General features: G+C 39.3%; 20 protein-coding genes and 1 tRNA gene. 17 read left to right on the forward strand and 4 right to left on the reverse strand.

What is annotated here, in order from left to right; all coding sequences use genetic code 11:
* The first annotated feature begins 19 nt into the window (after positions 1–19).
* Positions 20–481 carry an ASCH domain-containing protein gene (locus tag HCJ55_RS08790; protein WP_185517814.1) on the forward strand — a complete coding sequence of 154 codons (462 nt, stop codon included), beginning with the start codon at positions 20–22 and terminating at the stop codon, positions 479–481.
* 48 nt (positions 482–529) lie between these two features.
* On the opposite strand, the gene HCJ55_RS08795 is transcribed toward HCJ55_RS08790, so the two are convergent.
* Positions 530–1,942 carry an MFS transporter gene (locus HCJ55_RS08795; RefSeq protein ID WP_008946377.1) on the reverse strand — a complete coding sequence of 471 codons (1,413 nt, stop codon included), beginning with the start codon at positions 1,940–1,942 and terminating at the stop codon, positions 530–532.
* A gap of 152 nt (positions 1,943–2,094) precedes the next feature.
* On the opposite strand from HCJ55_RS08795, the gene HCJ55_RS08800 reads away from it, so the two are divergent.
* The gene (locus HCJ55_RS08800) at positions 2,095–2,634 is read left to right on the forward strand and encodes a GNAT family N-acetyltransferase (RefSeq protein ID WP_185517816.1); all 540 of its coding nucleotides are present in this window, start codon (positions 2,095–2,097) and stop codon (positions 2,632–2,634) included.
* Between the two features lie 136 nt (positions 2,635–2,770).
* Positions 2,771–4,765 carry a DUF3857 domain-containing protein gene (locus tag HCJ55_RS08805; RefSeq protein ID WP_185517818.1) on the forward strand — a complete coding sequence of 665 codons (1,995 nt, stop codon included), beginning with the start codon at positions 2,771–2,773 and terminating at the stop codon, positions 4,763–4,765.
* Between the two features lie 45 nt (positions 4,766–4,810).
* Here HCJ55_RS08805 and HCJ55_RS08810 read toward each other — a convergent pair.
* Positions 4,811–4,883, reverse strand: a tRNA-Val gene (locus tag HCJ55_RS08810).
* Between the two features lie 21 nt (positions 4,884–4,904).
* Positions 4,905–5,930 (reverse strand): LacI family DNA-binding transcriptional regulator, encoded by a 1,026-nt coding sequence (locus tag HCJ55_RS08815; RefSeq protein ID WP_185506486.1) that lies wholly within the window; start codon positions 5,928–5,930, stop codon positions 4,905–4,907.
* Positions 5,931–6,154: 224 nt separating this feature from the next.
* Between HCJ55_RS08815 and HCJ55_RS08820 the strand changes: the two genes are divergently transcribed.
* The 11 genes from HCJ55_RS08820 (at position 6,155) to HCJ55_RS08870 (ending at position 18,299) form a co-directional block, all read left to right on the forward strand.
* On the forward strand, positions 6,155–7,855 hold the full coding sequence (locus HCJ55_RS08820; protein ID WP_185517820.1) for a sugar phosphorylase: 1,701 nt from the start codon (positions 6,155–6,157) through the stop codon (positions 7,853–7,855).
* Positions 7,852–9,144 (forward strand): ABC transporter substrate-binding protein, encoded by a 1,293-nt coding sequence (locus HCJ55_RS08825; RefSeq protein WP_185502797.1) that lies wholly within the window; start codon positions 7,852–7,854, stop codon positions 9,142–9,144. The genes HCJ55_RS08820 and HCJ55_RS08825 overlap by 4 nt, the downstream gene beginning before the upstream one ends.
* 75 nt (positions 9,145–9,219) lie before the next feature.
* Positions 9,220–10,101 (forward strand): carbohydrate ABC transporter permease, encoded by an 882-nt coding sequence (locus HCJ55_RS08830; protein WP_008949049.1) that lies wholly within the window; start codon positions 9,220–9,222, stop codon positions 10,099–10,101.
* Positions 10,088–10,939, forward strand: a complete 852-nt coding sequence (locus HCJ55_RS08835) for a carbohydrate ABC transporter permease (RefSeq protein WP_003732160.1) — start codon at positions 10,088–10,090, stop codon at positions 10,937–10,939. The genes HCJ55_RS08830 and HCJ55_RS08835 overlap by 14 nt, the downstream gene beginning before the upstream one ends.
* 18 nt (positions 10,940–10,957) lie before the next feature.
* A complete protein-coding gene (locus tag HCJ55_RS08840; protein WP_031665424.1) occupies positions 10,958–12,010 on the forward strand; it encodes a zinc-dependent alcohol dehydrogenase in 1,053 nt (350 codons plus the stop codon).
* Between the two features lie 12 nt (positions 12,011–12,022).
* Entirely contained in the window at positions 12,023–12,817 is a 795-nt protein-coding gene (locus tag HCJ55_RS08845; RefSeq protein WP_185480501.1) for a sugar phosphate isomerase/epimerase family protein, read from the forward strand.
* A gap of 56 nt (positions 12,818–12,873) precedes the next feature.
* Complete coding sequence (locus tag HCJ55_RS08850) at positions 12,874–13,905, forward strand: Gfo/Idh/MocA family protein (RefSeq protein WP_185517822.1); 1,032 nt, start codon at positions 12,874–12,876, stop codon at positions 13,903–13,905.
* Positions 13,902–16,079 (forward strand): glycoside hydrolase family 65 protein, encoded by a 2,178-nt coding sequence (locus HCJ55_RS08855; RefSeq protein ID WP_185517824.1) that lies wholly within the window; start codon positions 13,902–13,904, stop codon positions 16,077–16,079. Before HCJ55_RS08850 ends, HCJ55_RS08855 begins: the two co-directional genes overlap by 4 nt.
* Positions 16,076–17,197 (forward strand): glycerate kinase, encoded by a 1,122-nt coding sequence (locus HCJ55_RS08860; RefSeq protein WP_185517826.1) that lies wholly within the window; start codon positions 16,076–16,078, stop codon positions 17,195–17,197. Before HCJ55_RS08855 ends, HCJ55_RS08860 begins: the two co-directional genes overlap by 4 nt.
* Positions 17,194–17,856 carry a beta-phosphoglucomutase gene (gene pgmB / locus HCJ55_RS08865; RefSeq protein WP_008949042.1) on the forward strand — a complete coding sequence of 221 codons (663 nt, stop codon included), beginning with the start codon at positions 17,194–17,196 and terminating at the stop codon, positions 17,854–17,856. Before HCJ55_RS08860 ends, pgmB begins: the two co-directional genes overlap by 4 nt.
* A 122-nt stretch (positions 17,857–17,978) precedes the next feature.
* The gene (locus HCJ55_RS08870) at positions 17,979–18,299 is read left to right on the forward strand and encodes a thioredoxin family protein (RefSeq protein ID WP_070294427.1); all 321 of its coding nucleotides are present in this window, start codon (positions 17,979–17,981) and stop codon (positions 18,297–18,299) included.
* Between the two features lie 57 nt (positions 18,300–18,356).
* Here the strand turns inward: HCJ55_RS08870 and HCJ55_RS08875 are convergent, their stop codons facing one another.
* Positions 18,357–18,956: a nitroreductase family protein gene (locus HCJ55_RS08875; protein WP_003768793.1), complete on the reverse strand. Its 600-nt coding sequence runs from the start codon at positions 18,954–18,956 to the stop codon at positions 18,357–18,359.
* A 193-nt stretch (positions 18,957–19,149) separates the two neighbouring features.
* On the opposite strand from HCJ55_RS08875, the gene HCJ55_RS08880 reads away from it, so the two are divergent.
* From HCJ55_RS08880 to HCJ55_RS08890, 3 genes are all read left to right on the forward strand, one after another.
* Positions 19,150–19,503 carry a hypothetical protein gene (locus tag HCJ55_RS08880; RefSeq protein ID WP_185502804.1) on the forward strand — a complete coding sequence of 118 codons (354 nt, stop codon included), beginning with the start codon at positions 19,150–19,152 and terminating at the stop codon, positions 19,501–19,503.
* Between the two features lie 102 nt (positions 19,504–19,605).
* Entirely contained in the window at positions 19,606–20,028 is a 423-nt protein-coding gene (locus HCJ55_RS08885) for a MarR family winged helix-turn-helix transcriptional regulator (RefSeq protein ID WP_185502805.1), read from the forward strand.
* 13 nt (positions 20,029–20,041) lie between these two features.
* The gene (locus HCJ55_RS08890) at positions 20,042–21,190 is read left to right on the forward strand and encodes a lmo2826 family MFS transporter (protein WP_008949039.1); all 1,149 of its coding nucleotides are present in this window, start codon (positions 20,042–20,044) and stop codon (positions 21,188–21,190) included.
* Positions 21,191–21,329: the final 139 nt, after the last annotated feature.

Consider the following 21,329-nt stretch of genomic DNA (forward strand, 5'->3'; position numbering starts at 1 on the left):
TTTTTTAGGAGGGATTTAAGTGGTGGTTTATAAAGATTCGGTTAATGAAATGTGGCAAAAATATCGAGCGGAGAACCCGGCGATTTCTAATAAATTTGAGGCTTGGGCATTTGGTAATTCTGCGCGAATGGCGAATGAACTTGGCGAGCTTGTGATGAACGGAGTGAAAACGGGGACTAGTAGCCTATTTTACTGGTATGATCAGGGCGAGGAAACGATGCCGTCAGTTGGTTCGCATGTTGTTCTTTTAAATGGTGAAGAAGAGGCAATGGGGATTATTAAGTTGGTTGGTGTAACGATTATGCCTTTTAATGAAGTTCCGGAAACATTTGCTTATTTAGAAGGAGAAGGGGACCGGACGTTGGATTATTGGCGGAAAGTACATACTTCTTTTTTTACGAATGAATGTGTGGAGCTAGGTATTTCGTTTGAAGAAGATGCTCTAGTGGTTTGCGAAGAATTTGAGGTTGTATTTAAATAAAATGTTTCACGTGAAACAAAAAAAGAGCCCCATACAGAGGGCTCTTTTTTAGATATTTTTTGGTAACCGGAATATCAGCAAGAAACAAACAATGAGGAGAGCGATATTTACATACATACTCATTTGTAAGCTATCTGAAAAGGCACTTGCTTTGGAAGTCGCCGTTGTATTTCCTAGTGTGCGGAAAAATACAGATCCGACAACAGCAATACCAAACGATGAACCAATTCGCTGCGCTGTATTAAACATACCACTTGCACCGCCGCGTTCTATGCCGTGGACAGTAGACAGTGTGAAGCTGTTTAAAGGAGCAATAATCAAACCGCTACCAATACCTGCAATAAACAGCGGAAGGAAGAGCAACCAAGCGGAAAAAGCACCATCATGGAGATGAAAAACAATAGAAACGGTTCCAAGGCCAACAATAACTAGAGTTACACCAAGCATTAAAAGTTTTCTTCCAAGTACAGGAATCAAGCGGTAACTATTCGAAGCTGCAAGAACGCTACCTAACGCAAATGGACTAATAGCCAGTCCAGATAAAATAGCGGAGCGGTTAAAACCAGTTTGCCAAGTTAGTGATAGGACGAAAAAGATGCTTGTAAAGGCAGCAAAATATACGAGTGATAAGAGCATGCCGGATACAAATTGGTTGTTTTTAAGCAAGTTAGGCGCAATTAATGGTTGATTGCCTTTCTTTTCTTGATAGACGCTCCATTTATAAAGAATGATAAAGAGCGGGATAGATAGCGCCATTAAAAGGTAATCAATTGGTTTGAAATCATTTGCTCCGTTTGAAATAAGCGGGAATAGTAATAGTAAAAGTGCGATTGTTAGTAACCCGACACCAGGCAAATCGAAGCTGATTTTTTTCGTGGAGATAGTTCTTTTTGGGAGGTAAAGCATTGCTAGTACGAGCGTGACTAAAACGAAGGGAACATTAACAAAGAAGACTGCGCGCCAACCGTTTGTAGCTCCGAAAAGTTCAATTAAAAGTCCGCCGGTAAGCGGTCCAATCGCGGTTCCAACGCCAATAACAGAGCCAAGAATACCAAAGATTTTCCCAAGGCTTTTTCCAGAATACATATCCATAATGGTGGCATTGATTTGCGGAAAAAATAGTCCGGCAGCAAGTCCTTGTATTACCCGGGAAATAATTAAGCTGTTTTCCGAATCTGCAAAACCAGCCGTCACACTCATTATTAGAAATAAGGTAATACCGATAATATAGATGTTTTTCCTACCGAATTTGTCACCGAGACGGCCAGCTAAAATAAGTACAATTCCAAATGCGAGCGCATAGCCTGAAATGACCCATTCAATCGTTTCGCTTGTGGCATGAAGTGCAGTCGTAATATCTGGTAAGGCAACGTTGACAATCGTTGTATCTAGTAATGAAATAAAAGCGCCAAGCATAATCGAAATAAGTGCTAAAGTCTTACGTCTATCTGTTTGTTCCATAAATCATTCTCCTTTTTAAGATATTTTTCATTATAAACCTAAATGTTGAAAACTACTACGAATAAAGAAGGCGCAAATGTTTCACGTGAAACATTTTACTTTACGAGTGAGATTTGATAAGCTTTTTTTATTAAAAAGGCGGGGGTAAATCTATGGAAAATCGAAAGCAAATGATAAAAACAGAACGACTTTTTTTAAGTGAAATGACCTTAGCGGATACAGAGATTTTGTTTGGTTATTGGTCAGATGATTCGGTTACCAGATATATGAATATTGAACCTTTCCAAAGTTTACAACCGGTGGAAGAAATGATTCGGATGTTAAGACAATTGGAAATCGAAGGAAAAGCGCTCAGATGTGTCATTATCTTGCAGGCAACTGGGGAAATTATTGGGACATGTGGCTTTAATTATATTGATCATGAAAACCGGCGTGCAGAAATTGCGTATGATTTAGGTACTCGTTTTTGGAAACGAGGTTACGCGACGGAAGCTGTGAAAGCGTTGATGGAGTGGGGAAAAGAATCGTTTGAACTGCACCGGATTGAAGCTAAAGTGGACCCGAGAAATACAGCTTCTATAGTATTATTGGATAAGCTTGGTTTTTCAGAGGAAGGGCTACTTCGAGATTATGAAAAAATTGGCGAAGTATACCAAGATGTGAAATTGTTCTCGTGGATAGATGGAAATTAGCAGCAATTGTGTCTAATTTTTTACTAAATAGTGTAGATAAACCGACAGTTGCTATCTCATAAAGATTTTGCCTTGTTTGTTCTATTTACTTATTGCTAAAATAGGGGTATCTAAAAAAATTTAAGGAGATTACCAAATGTCAAAAGAATATTATTTTATAAAACCAGAATTAAGCTCTCCTGAAACAAAACAAGAAAACATAGATTCTTGGTTAAACACACAAGATAAAGCTTTTTATGATGCCCAAATCGCGCAAGAACGTGATTATTGCTTCTGGTGTAATATTGTAGAAACGGCTAAACCAAATTCTCGCACGAGTTATACTTCGATGGCTTATACGTTAAATGAGCCGAGTATGCTTAACTCTGCTGGGAAAACTAGCTTTATTTTATCTGAAGAAGAAGTATTATATATTCACACTTTATCCGTTGTTCGTGATGGGAAAGTGATTGATAAATTAGACGATATTAATGTAAAAGTGTTGGACTATGTGCGTGATGAAAATCAAGCGAGCTTTAACGACGAGAAAAAGGTAACCGTACTTATTCGCGATTTGCATTTGAATGATATTTTCGTCATTGAAACTTCTATTGAGCGCAAATATGAAGAGAGCAGCATTCGTAATCAATTTTTCCGCTGGATTTATTCGGCTCCAAACTCTTACTGGGCTTATGGGAAATATCGTTTTGAATTGAAAAATGAAACAGAGAAGAAATTAGAAACGAACTTCCATTATTTCCGAGACGAAGCGGGAGCAATTTTAGAAAAAGACAAAGTGATGGTTCCGCATAACGAATCTTATACAATCGAAAAAGAAAATTATATTGGTGAAGATGCGAAAGAACTTGAACTTACGCCATTTATTGATTTTGTGACGGAGCAGACTTATCCGGAAATCACAAAAACAATTAGCGACATTTATCAAAAATTCTATCAAGTAGATATTGCTGGATTTGCGGCTGATTTAGTGGCTGAGTTAGATGCGTTACCGTCTTTAGACCATAAAATTAAGCATGCGATCGATTTTGTTCAAAAAGAAGTATACTATTTATACAATGAAACAGAAATGGATGGACACGAGCCGCAAGCTGCTGAAGTTACTTATAAAACGAAACAAGGGGACTGCAAAGCGAAAACAGTTCTTTTGAAAGTGATTTTAGATTATTTAGGAGTGGATTCAGAGCTTATTTTAGTTAACTATGGTAGTGATGTATTCTTGCCAGTTTATACACCGTCACCGTTCAACTTTAACCATGCGATTTTAAAAATAACACATGAAGGTCAAGTTTACTTTGTTGATGCTACAATGAGTAATGACCAAGGATTTTTAGCTAATCGTCAAAAAAATAGCTTTATGTATTATTTAGAAATTAAAGCTGGCACGGAATTACAAAAACAAGAACCATTTGAAGATGAAGAGCCAGCTGCGGAAGAAAATTTCCGTTGTGATGTGAAAGGAAATGTGGCTGAGGTTATCTTTGAAAGAAAGTTACGCGGAGGAATGGCGAACGGATCGCGTGATATGTTTAAAAATGAGTCTAATAAAGAGATTCTTAGCCGTTACAACTATACAACATATAAGTGCATGACGTTGTATAAAAGCTTTGAAGAGAATGAAATTGAGCAGCATTTTAGTAATACTTCTGTTCAAATAATTGAAGATAACAAGGATTTAAATGAGCTTTCGGTAGTGTATAAAGCGACTATTACGGATCCATATGAAGTTGAAAATAAAAAACGTTATTTACACTTCTGGAACTATGGCAACTTTATCGATGATGGTGCGGAGAAGCATTTCCATAAGGATTACCCATATTGGATTGATCGAAATGTTATCAAAACAGAGATTCATTTAACGACAGATCATGCTATCGATCAGCAAGATTCTTACACACGCCAAGAATGCGACATCAAGTCTAAGTACTTGAAACATCGCATGACTAAGAAACTTCATAAAAACGGTGCTTCTTGTTATATCGAGTATCGTCCATATCACAACCTTGCTATTAAAGGGAAAGATTTGGAAGAATATGTTAAAGCTAATAAACAAGTACTTGATAGTAACTGGGGTATCGGTATTGATATCATTGAAGATGGATTGTTTAAGAAATTAGGTAAGTTATTTAAATAGAGTCAAAAAAAGCATCTCTTACAAAAGAGATGCTTTTTCTATGAATGGTCCCGACTGGTCTCGAACCAGCGACCCCCACCATGTCAAGGTGATACTCTCCCAACTGAGCTACAGGACCAAGGGGATTCAGAAAACAAGCTTAGGCGTTTATTTTCTGAATGGATTCGCGTTCAATCATTTCGGTTTTGATAATAGTTGTTTTTGGTACGTTTTTGTCTTGATGGATTAGGCGGAATAATAGGTTGGTCGCTTTTTTGCCTAATTTGTTAATGGGAATATCGATAGACGTTAGCGGCGGTGATAGGAATGAAGATGCTATTTTATCGTTATAGCCGATGACGGAAAAATCTGTTGGGATTTGTAAGTTTTTATCGGCTGCCATTTTGTAAATGCTAAGTACTTTTAAATCGTCAGTTGCGAAAACTGCTGTTGGTTTGTCAGGGCCTTCCATTAGGCGTAGTGCGGCTTTGTAACTATCTTCTATGCTGTAACCACTATCAATAATCCAGTCATTACGCAGGTCTAATTGATGGTCGAAAAGGCAACTACGGAAACCGGCAAGACGATCAATTGACACGTGATAATCAAGTGGAGCATGGATACAAGCAATTTTTTGATGACCTTGTTTGATTAAATGTTTTGTTAGAGCATAACTGTCGCCAAAATTGTCTGTGTCGACAGAGTAGATGTTTTTGTAATGTCCTTCTACTTTTCCAGTAACAACGATGGGAATGTTATAAGGATCTAATTGATGGAAAAAATCTTCATCAGCTGGTGAACTTAGCATGATAATACCTTTAATCATTTTTTCTTGGATTTTGGAGAGGCATTTTTTAAGTTCGTCTTCGCTGTTTTTGGCAGTTTGAAGGATTAGGTCAAAATTTTCCAACTCAGCTTGAGTGGAAATTGATTGAATTATTTCGGAAAAAAATGGATTTCCAGTTGTGGTTGTAGTAGAGCGATTTGAGATAACCATAATAGCATCAAAACCCGAAGAAGTAAGTGCGCGTGCTAGTTTGCTTGGTTGATAGTTTAGTTCATCAATTGCTTCTAGTACTTTTTTGCGTGATTCTTCGGAGATGTTGGCTTGGTTATTTAGTACTCTGGATACCGTTGATTTTGAAACTCCCGCGTGTTTTGCTATGTCGTATATGGTCGATGCCAAGGTAATCTTCCTTTCTCTCTATTGTTTCCGGTATCGGTTCCGGTCATTATCATCCATGTTTATATTACTCAATTTTTTGCTAAATGTCCAACTAGATGGTGCGCATGCATGAAAACTCACTCTTACCAACATGTTAGAAAAAACATTTAAAATTGTGTTTGACAGAAAGCGCTTTCCATACTATAATTCTTCTTGTGGGAGCGCTCCCGGTTAGGAGGTAAATGATGACGAATTTAAGAAAACGACTTTCGCGGTTATATTGCGAAGATGTAGTGGAAAGTTTGGCAGCAAGAATCGAAGCACGGGTACAGCAAACGCAACAACGAAAGTTAACACGAAAAGATAAGTGGGACGAGAAAGATATTGTTTTAATTACATATGGGGACCAGTTTAAAGAGGAATCCCAAAAAACGTTAACAACTTTTAAGAAAATGTATGATAGTTATTTAAAATCGACTTTTGAGGTAGTTCATTTCTTACCTTTTTATCCTTATTCGTCGGATGATGGGTTTTCGGTCATTGATTATAAAGCGGTGAATCCGGAGCTTGGTGATTGGACGGATATTAAGGAAATGGAGCAGTCGGCACGCTTGATGTTTGATTTTGTTTGTAATCATATGTCGGCGAAAAGTGACTGGTTTAAGCGATATTTGGCGGGTGATGAGGAGTTTCAGAATTTCTTTGTGGAGATGGATCCGGATACAGACCTTAGTTCGATAACGAGGCCGCGTGCGACACCGGTACTTACGCCATTTCAGTTTGAGTCAGGTAAAGTAGGACATATTTGGACGACGTTTAGTGAGGATCAAATTGATTTGAACTTTGCTTGTCCGGAAGTGCTTTATAAGATGATTGATGTCTTGATGTTCTATTTAGAAGAAGGCGCGGAATATGTGCGACTTGATGCGGTTGGATTTATGTGGAAAGTGCCGGGAACGAGCTCGATTCACTTGGAAGAAACGCATGAAATCGTGAAATTATTTAGAGATTTAGTAGATATTGCAGCACCGGGGACGATTATTATAACCGAAACCAATGTGCCGCATGTAGATAATATTAGTTACTTTGGAAATGGTGAAAAAGAAGCGCATATGGTTTATCAATTCCCGCTTCCGCCACTTGTGCTCCATGCGATACATCATGGCAATGCGGCGTTCCTCCGTAATTGGGCGAAACATTTAGAGCTACCAGAAGGCAAGCGCACATTCTTCAATTTCCTTGCTTCACATGACGGTATTGGGTTAAATCCAGTGCGCGGCATTATTCCAGAAGCGGACATTTTGGCGCTAGTGGATGATTTGGAGAAAGAAGGAGCACTTGTTTCTTATAAACAAAATCCGGATGGTTCTCAGAGTCCTTATGAAATTAACGTGACGTACATGGATGCGCTAAGTAAACAAACGGATACAGATGATTTGCGACTTGCAAGATTCCTTGTGGCTCATGCAGTACTGATGTCTATCCCAGGCGTTCCAGCCGTTTATGTTCAAAGTATTTTAGGAAGCCGCAATGATTATTTAGGCGTAGAAGCAACAAGTCACAATCGCTCTATTAATCGAAAAAAATACGACTTGGCGGAAATTACAGCTGAGTTGGAACAAGCTGGCTCCTTACGAAAAGAAACATATGATGCTCTAACGAAATTAATTAGCACACGAAAAGCGGAATCACTTTTCCATCCAGAAATCCCGATGGAAGTTTTAGAATCTACGGCGGAATTGTTTGTTGTTAAACGCGCATCCGACGCAGAATCGATTATATTGATTCATAATTTATCAGAAAAAGAAGTGAGTTATTCACTAGACAGCGGTGTTTATACAAATCTTTATACGGGCTCCACGCTAACTGGGAGCGATTCCATAAAGCTTAGTGGCTATGAATTCTGCTGGCTAAAAACCAAAAATTACAGGGAGGAACAAAAATGAAGAAAAAGAGTCTTGTATTACTTGTTGTTGTGTTGGTTCTAAGTGCGGTCTTAGCTGCATGTGGAGGAAAAGGTTCTAGTAGTGAGGAAGTAACAATCGAATTTATGCATTCATCCGTTGAAAAAGAACGTTTAGATGTGATTAATCAATTAATTGCTGATTTTGAAAAAGAAAATCCAACAATTAAAATCAAACAAATTCCAGTTGAGGAAGATGCTTTTAATACAAAAGTTGTAACACTTGCTCGTTCTGGTAAACTTCCAGCAGTTATGGAGGTAAGCCAAGATTTTGCCAAAGTAATGGATAAAGATCAGTTGATTGACCAAGCGGCAGTAAAAGAAGTTATCGACTCTGTTGGAGAAGATAAATACTACGAAGGTGCAACAAACTTAGTACGTTCTGAAGATGGTAAAAGTTTTATCGCAGCTCCATTAAGCGGTTGGGTTCAAGGTATTTGGTATAACAAAAAAGCGTTAGCCGATGCTGGTTTTGAAGAACCGAAAAACTGGGCAGATATTGAAAAAGTAGCTAAAAAATTCACGAATAAAGCAGATAAAAAATACGGTATTGCTATTCCAACAGCAGAAAGCACTATGAGTGAGCAAGCATTCTCGCAATTTGCGCTTTCTAACAAAGCAAACGTTTTAGATGCAAAAGGTAATGTAACAATCGATACACCAGAAATGAAAGAAGCGCTTCAATACTACAAAGATTTATCAGCATATACTATGCCTGGTTCAAATGACGTAACAGAAATTAAAGATGCATTCATGAATGGAACTGTTCCAATGGCAATGTACTCTACGTATATCCTTCCATCCGTTTATGAAGAAGGCGATCCAAAAAACATCGGTTTCGCAATTCCAGAAGAAAAAGAAAAAGCAGTTTATGGAACAGTTTCTGGTTTAACTATTTCTGCAGGTCTTGATGATGAACAAAAGAAAGCAACGAAGAAATTTGTTGAATACTTGTCTCAACCGAAAAATATGGCAACTTGGGTATTAATGTCTCCTGGCGGGGCGCAACCAGTAAATAAAGAAGTAGTAGAACAAGAAGCTTACAAAGAAAATGAAGTAATTAAATCGTTTGGTGATCTTCCAAATGAAATCGCAGCATCATTCAATGACATCCAAGTGTTCGGACTTGTTGACGGTAAAAACCTTACAAAAATGGGTGATATTACTAGCTCAGGCATCCTCGCACAAATGGTTAATAACGTAACTGTTGGCGGTGGAGATGTATCAGCGGACTTAAAAGCTGCACAGAAAAAAGCCGAAGAAGGTAAATAATCAAATAGCGGGGAGTTGAGTCTCCCCGTCTTTTTTAACAGTTTAGCACGTCGCTTTTTGATTTAAGGAGGCATTATGAAAACAAAAGTATATAAAAGGTCCGACTTTAAGTTAGCAATGATTTTACTTGCACCAAGTTTTGTTTTATTAGCAGCACTTGTTTTATATCCAATGATTTCAAATATCCAGATTAGTTTTTTAGATATGCCTTTAAACCCGAATATTAAATCGGTTTTTATTGGCTTTCAAAACTATATAGATATTTTGAAGGATCCAGAGTTTTATAAATCACTTGGTCTTACGGTGGCTTATACAGGGCTGGTAGTAGTTGGAAGTACTGGGATGGGGCTACTTGTGGCGATATTCTTTAACCGCGAATTTCGTTTTAGAAGAACGGCTCGGTCGCTTATTATTTTGTCGTATGTAACACCATCTATTTCTCTTATTTTTGCATGGAAGTATATGTTTAATAATGGCTATGGCGTAATTAATTTTATGACAGTGGATGTGCTTCATATGTTCAAAGAAGCGCCACTATGGTTTGATAATCCAGTTTCTAGTTTCTTTTTAGTAACATTCTTTGCGATATGGCGTTATTTCCCGTATGCATTTATTTCGTTTTTGGCGATTTTGCAGACGGTCGATAAGTCGCTTTATGAGGCGGCTGATATGGACGGAGCGAACATTTGGGATAAATTCAAAATTGTTACTTTGCCAGCGATTATGCCGGTTCTTGCGACAGTTATTACGCTTCGTGCGATTTGGATGTTCTATATGTTCACCGATGTATACTTACTCACGAATAAAGTAAATATCCTTGGAGTTTATTTATATAAAACAGCATTCGCATTCAATGATTTAGGAAAAGCAGCAGCGATTTCTGTGATATTATTTGTCATTATTTTTGTTGTTATTATTTTTGCAAGAAAGCGGGTGGATTTGAATGGCGGTAAGTAGTAAAAAGTCAAAAAGAACGAAGAAAATCGCGTTTTATACGACGATGGTTGTGTTTTTATGTATGACGTTATTCCCATTTGCGATTATGTTAATGACTTCATTCAAGAGTAGTAAAGAAGCCATTTCCACGAATCCTACATTTTTCCCGAAAGAATTTACTTTCCAGCATTATATCGATATTTTTAATCCAGATATTTTCCCGTTTTTAACGTACTTTAAAAATAGCTTGGTTGTTTCGATTTTTGCGGCCGGAATTGCGGTTGTTTTGGGGATTTTAGGCGCTTACGCGTTGTCGAAATTACGCTTTAAAGGGCGAATGACGATTAATGCAAGTTTTTACACGGTTTACATGTTCTCAGGAATTTTGCTAATCGTTCCGTTGTTCAAAATAATTTCGAGTTTGGGATTATATGATACGGAAACAGCTTTAATTATCACGATGGTTGTACAAACACTACCAACCGCGGTATTTATGCTAAAAAGTTATTTCGACACGATTCCAACTGATATTGAAGAAGCCGCAATGATGGACGGGCTGAATCGCTTCCAGATTATTTTACGAATTATCGTTCCGCTTGCGATTTCGGGTATTGTTTCCGTGTTCGTATATTGCTTCATGGTAGCTTGGAATGATTATCTGTTTGCTTCGATATTCCTATCTAGCTCAGAGAAATTCACGTTACCGATTGGCTTGAATACATTATTTAGTACACCAGATTATATTTGGGGTAGAATGATGGCGGCATCGCTTGTTACGGCGCTTCCAGTCGTTATTATGTACGCAATTTCAGAACGATTTATCAAAGGAAACTTAACTGATGGTGGAGTTAAAGGATAAGAAAGGAAGTAATTTAAAATGAAAAAATTAGTAGCGACAGCGCCTCGTGTGGCGGCATTAGTAGAATATAATGATCGTGAAGTTTTAGAAGATGAAGTAAAAATTAAAGTGCAATTTGCTTCTCCAAAACATGGTACAGAAGTAGTTGATTTTAGAGGAATTAGTCCTTTTATTGATGAAGAATTTTCACCAGAATGGAATCTATTTGTTTCACGTGAAACAAATAGTGCGCGAGGCATTGTATTTGGCGAGTTTCAGCTAGGTAACATGGTCGTTGGTGAAGTAGTTGAACGCGGGAGCAAAGTAACAGAATACGAGCTTGGAGACATCGTTTGTTCTTACGGACCGATTATGGAAACAGTTATTGTAAAAGCTGTTGATAATTATAAATTACGTAAATTGCCAAAAGGTGCTAATTGGAAAAATGCAGTTTGCTATGACCCGGCTCAATTTGCAATGAGTGGCGTGCGAGATGCACATGTTCGTGCGGGTGATTACGTTGTTGTTGTCGGACTTGGCGCGATTGGTCAAATTGCGATTCAACTAGCGAAAAAAGCTGGCGCAAGTGTTGTTATTGGGGTCGATCCACTTAGTCATCGTCGTGAAATCGCTGAAAAACACGGTGCAGATGCTACATTTGATCCGATTACTACAGATGTTGGCTTAGAAGTGAAACGTCTTACTGGTAAACTTGGTGCGGATTCTATTATTGAAACAAGCGGGAATGCGGCGGCACTTCAAGCTGCGTTGCGCGGAATTGCATACGGAGGCACGATTTCTTACGTAGCATTCGCGAAACCTTTCCCAGAAGGATTTAACCTTGGGAGAGAAGCTCATTTCAACAACGCGAAAATCGTCTTTTCACGTGCAGCAAGTGAACCAAATCCGGATTATCCGCGTTGGGATCGTAAGCGTATCGAGGAAACTTGTTGGGAACTACTGATGAATGGCTACTTAGATTGTTCAGATATTATTGATCCAGTCGTTCCATTCGCTGATTCTGCTGAGAGTTACATGAAATATGTCGACCAACAACCTGATTTAAGTATTAAAATGGGGATTACCCTTTAAGGAGCGATAATAATGAAATTAGGCACACAAAACCAAGCATTTTTCCCAGAAAATATTGAAGAAAAATTTGCTTATGTAAAAGAAATGGGCTTTGAAGGTTTTGAAATTGATGGTAAATTGCTTGTTGAAAATTTGGATGAAGTGAAGAAGGCTATCGAAAAAACTGGGCTACCTGTTAGTACTGCATGTGGTGGTTATGATGGCTGGATTGGTGACTTCATTGAAGAGCGCAGACTGAACGGTTTAGAAGAAATTAAGGCGATTTTAGAAGCTTTAGCAGAAGTTGGCGGGCAAGGGATTGTTGTTCCAGCGGCATGGGGAATGTTCACGTACCGCCTTCCACCAATGACTTCACCGCGTAGCCAAGCCGGCGATTTCAAAGCTGTGAGCGAGTCGTTAGTTTACTTGGATAAAATTGCTGGTGAGACTGGCACGAAAGTTTATCTTGAGCCGCTTAACAGATACCAAGATCACATGATTAATTTGCTGGGTGATGCGCAGAAATACATTGATGAAAATAATCTTAAAAATGTAGAAATTATTGCTGACTTTTATCATATGAACATTGAAGAAGATAGCATTCCAGCTGCACTTGAGACGTACAAAGCTTCGATTGGTCATATTCATGTTGCTGATAATCATCGCTACCAACCAGGAAGCGGCAGCCTTGATTTTAAAACAAGTTTTGATCAACTGAAAAAGAATGGTTACAACGGATTTTTAACTTTTGAATGTCGTGTTCGCAGTGAAAATCCTGAACAAGCTTATAAAGATGCATTAGCACATTTAAAAAGCTGTTTAATTTAAAATAGAAAATCCGTCCCATTCAAAGCGGACGGATTTTTCTAAAAGGAGTTTCGGATATGAAAAAAAGAGTTGCGATTATCGGTGCGGGACAAGTCGCTGAGAAGGTCCACGCTGCGTATTATAAGACAAGAAATGAACTGGAACTTGTAGCTGTTTGCGATCCGAGTATGGAACGCGGCGAAGAGTTTCGCGTGAACAATGGTTTTGAGAAGCATTATGCTACGGCAGAAGAGATGTTTGCGACCGAGAAAATCGATATTGTGAGCATTTGTACGCCCAATCGGTTCCACTTTGACAATGTGATGCTGTCGCTGTCGCATGGTGCGGCCGTTATGTGTGAAAAGCCACCCGCTATGAGTGCGGTGGAAGCAAAAGCGATGTGGGAACTGGCTGAGGAAAAGGGTGCGATTTTGGCATATGATTTCCACCATCGTTTTTCTAGTGAAGCACAGTTTTTAAAAGGAAATTCGGCACTTTTAGGTGAGATTTATTGTGTGAAGGCTACTGCGCTTCGTCGTTCTGGTGTCCCGGGTTGGGGTACTTTTACGAATAAAGAAATGCAAGGCGGCGGTCCGCTGATTGATATGGGGATTCATATGCTTGACGCGGCGATGTTCGTTCTTGGTTTTCCAAAAGTGAAGAAAGTAACTGCGAAAAGTTTCCAAAAAATCGGTACGAAGAAAAGTGCTGGGACGTTTGGTTCATGGGATCCGGAAAAATATACCGTAGAAGATTCTTTATTTGGATTTATTGAATTGGAAAATGGCGGATTGATTGAGCTGGATACTTCTTTTGCGCTACATATTAAACCGGAAAATATGCTAAATGTCGATTTTTTCGGTGATTTAGCAGGTGGAAGTTTATATCCGGCTGAAATTTATACTGATAATGCGGGTGAATTTCAATTGTTGGAGAGTCTTGGTCAACTGGACGAAAATAAACACGAAAATAGTATGAAAGCCTTTGTTGATAGCGTTCTTGGTGATGGGAAAGTGGAGTTAGCTGGGGCAGAACAAGGTTATATCATCCAACAAATCGTTGAAAGCTTGTACGAATCAGCAGAAAAAGGTGAGAGTGTTTCTTTATGAGGAAAATAATCGAGAAGGAATTTGCATTAAATTATCTAAATAAATATGGTAGCCAAATGACTGTGGGCAACGGTTATTTGGGCGTGCGCGGTGCTCTTGAAGAAGAGTACCCGGAGCAAGTTCGCGGTATGTATGTGGCGGGAATCTACAATCGTCCGAGCGGTTCGATGAGTTCAGAGCTAGTGAATTTGCCGGATGTGACGCGATTCCAAGTGACGCTTGATGGCGAAGTTTTTTCGATGCAAGCGGGGAAGGTCCATACATACGAACGTTTTTTAGATATGGACACGGGAGAATTAGTTCGCAAAATTACGTGGGAAAGTAGCGCGGGCAAAAAATATCAACTAAATTTTCACCGATTTGTTTCAAAAGCTGTAAAACATATTATCGCGGCTAAAGTGGAGATCACACCTTTAAGCGACGATATGAAAGTGAAAGTAAAGACGGGGATTGACGCGCAACAAACTAATTTTGGAACGCAGCAGCTGGCAGAGTCGGGTTTGCGGATTTTTGACGAGGAATTGATGGTCGGCGAATACGAAACAATCGAGAGCAAACAGCGAATTACAGTAGCGACAAAAGTGAATGAAAAAGGGATTTTCACTGCGAAAAATCGGCAATTGATGACCGAAGTGGAGCAAGAAGTCGCTGTGAATGAAACGTTTGTTTTGGAAAAAATAAGTGTTGTTAAAACTTCGCTAGATGAAGTGGAAGCGGAATTTCCAAAAGCTAGCTACGCCGAACTAAAATCAGCATCGGAAACTATGTGGGCTGATTTTTGGGAGCATGCGGGTGTTCGCGTCGAGAGCACGAATGATTTCGATCAATTTGCACTGGATTTTGCGTGCTATCATTTAGAAATTATGACGCCGAAAGATGATTTTCGCTGCAGTGTTGGTGCGAAAGGGCTGACTGGGGAAGGTTACAAGGGGCATGTTTTTTGGGATACAGAAATTTTCATTATGCCATTTTTCCTTTATAATCAGCCGGGAATTGCCAAACAATTGCTGCGATATCGTTATCTTCATTTGAAAGAAGCGAAAGAAAAAGCGGCTAAAAATGGCTACAATGGGGCACTTTATCCGTGGGAGAGTGCATTTTCTGGAGAAGAAGAAACGCCAGAATTTGCAGCGATTAACATTCGGACTGGAACACGTCAAAAGGTAGCTTCTGCAATTTCGGAGCATCATTTAGTGGCGGATATTGCTTATGCGGTTTGTGAGTATGAAGCTGCAACGGACGATGCGCAGTTCATGGCTGATTGTGGCGCGGAACTACTTCTCGAAACAGCTGAATTTTGGATGAGCCGTGCAACTAAGCGTAATGGTCGCTTGGAAATCCTTGATGTGATTGGGCCAGACGAGTACACGGAGCATATCGATAATAATACTTACACAAATTACATGGCGCACTACAATGTCAAAAAGGCGCTTGAATGGAATAAAGATAATGAATCTTTCACGGTACGAGCGGAAAAATTCCTTAATAACTTATATTTACCAGTCACAAACGAAGCCGGCTTAATCCCACAAGATGATACTTTCTTGCAAAAAGACTGGATAAATTTAGATAAATATAAGGCGGCACAAGGCACGCAAGGGATTTTGCTAGATTATTCACGTCAAGAAGTAAACGAATTACAAATTTTAAAACAAGCGGATTTAGTGATGCTGTTTTATCTTTTCCCTAAGATGTTTGCACCGGAAATCGTGAAGAAAAACCTGGACTATTATGAAAAACGAACGATTCATGATTCTTCTTTAAGTAAAGCAATCCATGCAATTGTGGAAAATCAAACTGGAAACCGTGCGCAAGCTTACCAATTTTTCCAAGAAGCGTGTTTAATTGATCTTGGAAGTGAGCCTCATTCATCAGATGATGGACTTCATGCGGCGTCGCTTGGGGCAATTTGGCTGGCGGTAGTTTTTGGATTTGCGGGTATTGATACTAGTGGGGAATTGCTGGAAATTGCGCCAAACTTACCGGATGCGTGGCAATTTGTCGCGTTTGAATTTGTTTGGAAAGGTGAAACAATCTTAGTAGATATTGCAGCAAACAGATTGCAACTTTCAAAAAACACAAAAAGCGTGCTAGAATTAGTTATCTACGGAGAAAAACAACAATTAACGGATACATTAACCATTAATTTGGAACAGAAGGATGTGTCTTTATGAAAATTGTCATTGCACCGGATTCATTCAAAGAAAGTTTGACGGCGCATGAGGTGGCAGAGTATATTAAAGAGGGCTTTCAAGAAGTTTATCCAGATGCAGATTATCATTTGCTCCCTGTCAGTGATGGCGGGGAAGGTACGCTAGAGATTTTAAGTAATGCTTTAGGTGCGAAAAAAATGAAAATGGGCGTGTCTGGACCTTTTGGCGACCAAATCTCAGCGCAAGTTGCATTTACAGATGGGAACAAAACTGCGTTAATTGAAATGGCCGAGGTATGCGGTTTACACTTAGTTCCGGCGAGTAAGCGCGATCCACTTCAAGTGAGCACAAAAGGTGTGGGCGAGCTAATGTTGCACGCGATAGAGCAAGGTGCGACCGAGATTATCATTGGTATTGGTGGAAGCGCTTCAAACGATGGCGGAATTGGCATGGCTAGCGCGCTTGGTTATGAGTTCCTAGACGCAGAAAATAATGTCGTCAATCCAATTGGCGCCAATTTAGCAGAAATTGCAACGATTCGTTCTGAAAATGTAGCAGCCGAGCTAAAGAATATCACAGTGAATATTGTGACTGATGTTGAAAATCCGCTTTGTGGGGAATCTGGCGCATCGTATGTGTTTGGGCCGCAAAAAGGTTTGGCCGCAGTTGATTTGGCAAGAGCAGATGAAGCCATGCGCCATTTTTATCAGTTAGCCAACCAAGAGATGATTACAATGCCGCGAGCTGGTGCTGGAGGCGGAATTGGCGCTGGACTTGTGACATTTGCAGAAGCGAATTTGTTATCGGGAATTGATTTTGTGATTGAAGCACTTCAAATCAAAACCATTTGCGAAGATGCCGACTTAGTCATCGTTGGTGAAGGGAAAATGGACGGGCAAACCGCTCAAGGAAAAGCTCCTGTTGGCGTTGCAAAAGTAGTGCCGAAAGAAACACCGGTTTTTGCAATTTGTGGAAGTGTTGGTGAGGGCCTCGAAGCAGTTTATGAAGTCGGAATCAGCGCAGTATTTCCATCCATTGCCAAACCAGCAACTTTAGAAAACATACTTAAAGAAACACCAAATAATTTAAGAAGAACCGCGCGAAATGTGGCGGCAGTTTGGAGAGGAAGAGTAGAATGACAACAGCATTAAAAGGAGTAGTTTTCGATTTAGATGGTGTCATCACAGATACAGCGCATTATCATTACTTAGCTTGGAAAAAAACAGCAGAAAGCATCGGAATTGAGTTCGATGAAGCATTTAATGAGAATTTAAAAGGCGTGAGTAGAATTGACTCGCTACTGCTTATTTTGAAAAAAGACGGACGCGAAAACGACTTTACACAAGAGCAAATCGAAGCCCTTGCAGCTGATAAAAATGAGTTTTATGTGAGCTTACTGCAAGAAATTACGCCAGCTGATGTTTTGCCAGGAATTAAAGACCTTATTGTAGATCTTAAAAAGCAAAATCTTAAATGCGCAATTGCATCTGTTTCAAAAAATGCTCGTACAGTGTTGAGCGCGCTAGAAATGGAACAGGAATTTGATTATATTGTCGACGCTGCTAAAATCACTAAGTCAAAACCTGATCCAGAAATTTTTGTGGAAGCGTGTCGTGGTTTGGGCTTAGAAACGTCTGAAGTAGTCGGAGTTGAAGACGCTCAAGCTGGTATTGAAGCTATAAATGCAGCTGGAATTGTAAGTGTGGGCGTTGGTTCTGGACTGCGCGAGGCGGACATGACCCTGAAAAGTACCGGTTTGCTAGATTTACGTATTTTAGAGATATTACATAGCAAATAAAATGTTTCACGTGAAACAAAAGTGTCAAAAAATGAACAAAGAGCAAGATATATTGCTATTCTAAAACCCTTTACTTGACCACGATACAACTTTGGAATATTCTGAATGTGAGGTGGATATGTATGGCGATTATTTTTGCAAAAGAAGATGACTTGGAAGAGATTATTAGTAGCCATCCTAAAATATTACTTAATTTTTGGGCAGAGTGGTGTGCACCGTGCCGCTGTTTTTGGCCAACACTTGAGCAATTCTCTGAGATGGAAGAAGGTAATGTCCAAGTTGTAAAAATTAATGTAGATAAACAACGTGCATTAGCTCAACAGTTTGATGTAAAAGGAATACCCAATTCGCTTGTTCTTGTTGATGGAGAAATTAAAGGCGCAATTGCTGGTATTGTCAGTTGTGAAGAACTTAGAAGCAGATTTAAAAGTCTAGCAAAATAAAAATTCCGCGATACCAGTTAATGGTCGCGGAATTTTTTGTTTCACGTGAAACATTTATTATTTGAAAACGCGGAAACGATCAGCGTCATCGATAAATTCTTTTTCACCAGCTTCTTGAACGATGTTACCAAACGGCATTTGTGCACGTAGGTTCCAGCTTGCAGGAATATTCCATTCAGCTTTAACAGCATCGTCAATTAGTGGGTTGTAATGTTGAAGAGACGCACCAATACCAGCGTTTGCAAGAGCAACCCATACAGAGTGTTGCGCAATACCTGAAGATTGTTCAGACCATACAGGGAAGTTATCTGCATATAAAGCAAAGTTTTCTTGTAAGCCTTCGATAACAGCAGTATCTTCAAAGAAAAGAACTGTTCCGTATCCAGCGCGGAAAGAACCAACTTTTTCTTCAGTAGCTGCAAAGTTTTCAGCAGGTACGATAGCGCGTAAAGTATCTTCTACGATATTCCAAAGTTTATCATGGTTTTCGCCTAAAAGAATCACAGCGCGAGAACTTTGAGAGTTGAATGAAGATGGGCTATATTTAACAGCGTCTTTAATGATTTCTTCAATTTTGGAATCCTCTAGGGAAACGTTTTTATCTAGTGCATAAATGGAACGACGAACTTTAATAGAATCTAAAAATGTATTAGTCATAATAATAAAACTCCTTTGTTAATGTTATTTACTTACATAAGTATAGCAACTATTCATTAATTTGCAAGTGTTTTTGTCGGAAAAAGATTATGTAAGCGCTAAACCAGTTCTGGCTCTTGCGAAAAAACTTTTTTAACAAAAAACTTGATTTTAAGAACGTTTGTTCGTATAATATGGTTAAGAGGTGATAATTATGGTTACGGCAATTCAGAAGGAGCAAGTAAGGACAGCGAAGAATGCTGCTTTTTTAACGAGTCGGCCAGAAGTGGATTATTTAGAACGTGAGAGCTTCTTTATCACATTACAAGACGCCGTGAAGCGAGAATGGGTTGTTCGTTTAAATTATTTTCAAGAAGCAGATGTTTCTTCTTTACGTCTAGCATCCTTTGAATATCCTTCCGCATTCCTTGGGCTTGGAGAACTTGAAAAACAAGACTTAGTGCCGCTCGAAATAGATATGTTAACAGAAGAAGTTATTTTTAAGGATATAGTTGGGTATGAGTACGTTATTGAATTTAGAGATATTATAGATGTGGAATTATTGTAGGGGCAGTCGTTTATTCGACTGCTTTTCTTGTCAAAGAGACAGTCTATATGTATAATGGTTGTTATGACAATTATTGTTACGACAATGGAAAAGGGGATAGTAATGCGCGGATATTATGATGAAATCTCATTTGATGTGAATACGACAGCGAAGAAAATGCATTTGTTTTTGCTGCGTTCGATTGCGAGTTATGATGTGACGCCTGAGCAGTGGTCTGTTTTAGAAGGGATTGAGGCGAACGAGCCAATTTCACAAAAAGAGATTGCGCTTTGGACGAAGAAGGACACGCCAACTGTGAACAGAATTGTAGATGTTTTACTCAGGAAAGAGCTTATTGTACGGGAAATCAGTACCGAAGATAGACGGATTTCGCTGTTATCTTTAACGGAAAAAGGGCGAAAAGAGACGAATGAACTGCGAGATATCGTGGAAGCAAGTTGTGAAAAAATGTTTGCGGGAATTGCGCACGAGGATTTAGAGCAATTCACGGCTGTTTTAAAGAACATTTCTACTAATATAGAGTAAAGAGGGGTAAATTTTGGAAAATAAGACAAGACTTTGGACGAAGGACTACGTATTTTTATTATTAGGAAGTGTGCTTTTATATATTGGATTTATGGTGTTTATGCCGACGTTACCGGCCCGGATTATTGAACTTGGCGGGACACAAATGCAAGCAAGTTTGGCGGTAGGACTATTTTCGATTGTGGCTCTACTGATGCGAGCGATTGCGGGGAGTTGGAACGACAAATTTGGCCCGAAAGTATTAATTATTGTTGGGTTTTTGATTTTAATTTTAACGACGGTGAACTTTTATTGGTCGACTGCGGTTGCGGCCTTACTTATATTACGGCTTTTTCACGGGGCTGGTTGGGGGATTGGGACGACGTCGATTGCGACTGGGGTTTCTAAATTAGTACCGCCGAGCAGAACTGGAGAAGGAATTGGATTTTACGGACTTACGACTGCGCTTGGAATGTCACTGGCGCCGATTATTGCAATTTTAATTATGAATTATTTTTCTTTCGATGTATTGGTGACATTTTCGCTAGTTTTGATGGTGTTTATTTTAATTTTAATGACACAGCTGAAAATTCCAAAATCGGAAAAAGTCGTACATCAAAAAATGAAATTATTCGAGAAAACGGCCTTGCTTCCGGCTGGATTATGTTTATTAATGGCTGTTCCGCTAGGTGGGATTCAGACATTTATGATGGTATATGGGACGGAGCTTGGTATTTCGACGACTTGGGTTTACTTCATCGGGCAGGCGATTATGGTACTTGTTAGTCGCTTGTTTGCTGGACAGCTTTATGATACGAAGGGGCACCGTTTTGTTGTTATTCCGGGCGCGCTTTCGATGATTATTGGGATATTGATCCTTTCTTTTGCAACGGGAGCAATTAGTTTGTTTATTGCATCGCTGTTCTTCGGGCTAGGTTACGGGATGACACAGCCGGCACTTCAAGCGCTTGCTGTTGACCGGGCCGCACCGCATAATAAAGGTACTGCGAATGGGACGTTTCTTTCGGGGATGGATATTGGGATGGCTGTTGGTAGTTTTGGCCTGAGTATTGTGGCGACTTACTACAATTATGCGATCATGTACCGCACAGCAATTATTGCGCTTGTCGTATTTTTTGCCGTGTATTGGTTTACTTTAGGACGAAAAGTGAAAAATAGCTAACATCTTTTGTGAAGCTGGGTTTAAATTTTATAAGTGCGAGAATTGCTTTAAATAGCCGATTCTCGCGCTTTTTTTATAGTAAAAACTTGGAACATCACATTTATTTGTAGATTTAGTATAAATTTTCTGAAAAACAGCG

Source organism: Listeria marthii (assembly GCF_014227425.1).
Taxonomy (GTDB): domain Bacteria; phylum Bacillota; class Bacilli; order Lactobacillales; family Listeriaceae; genus Listeria; species Listeria marthii.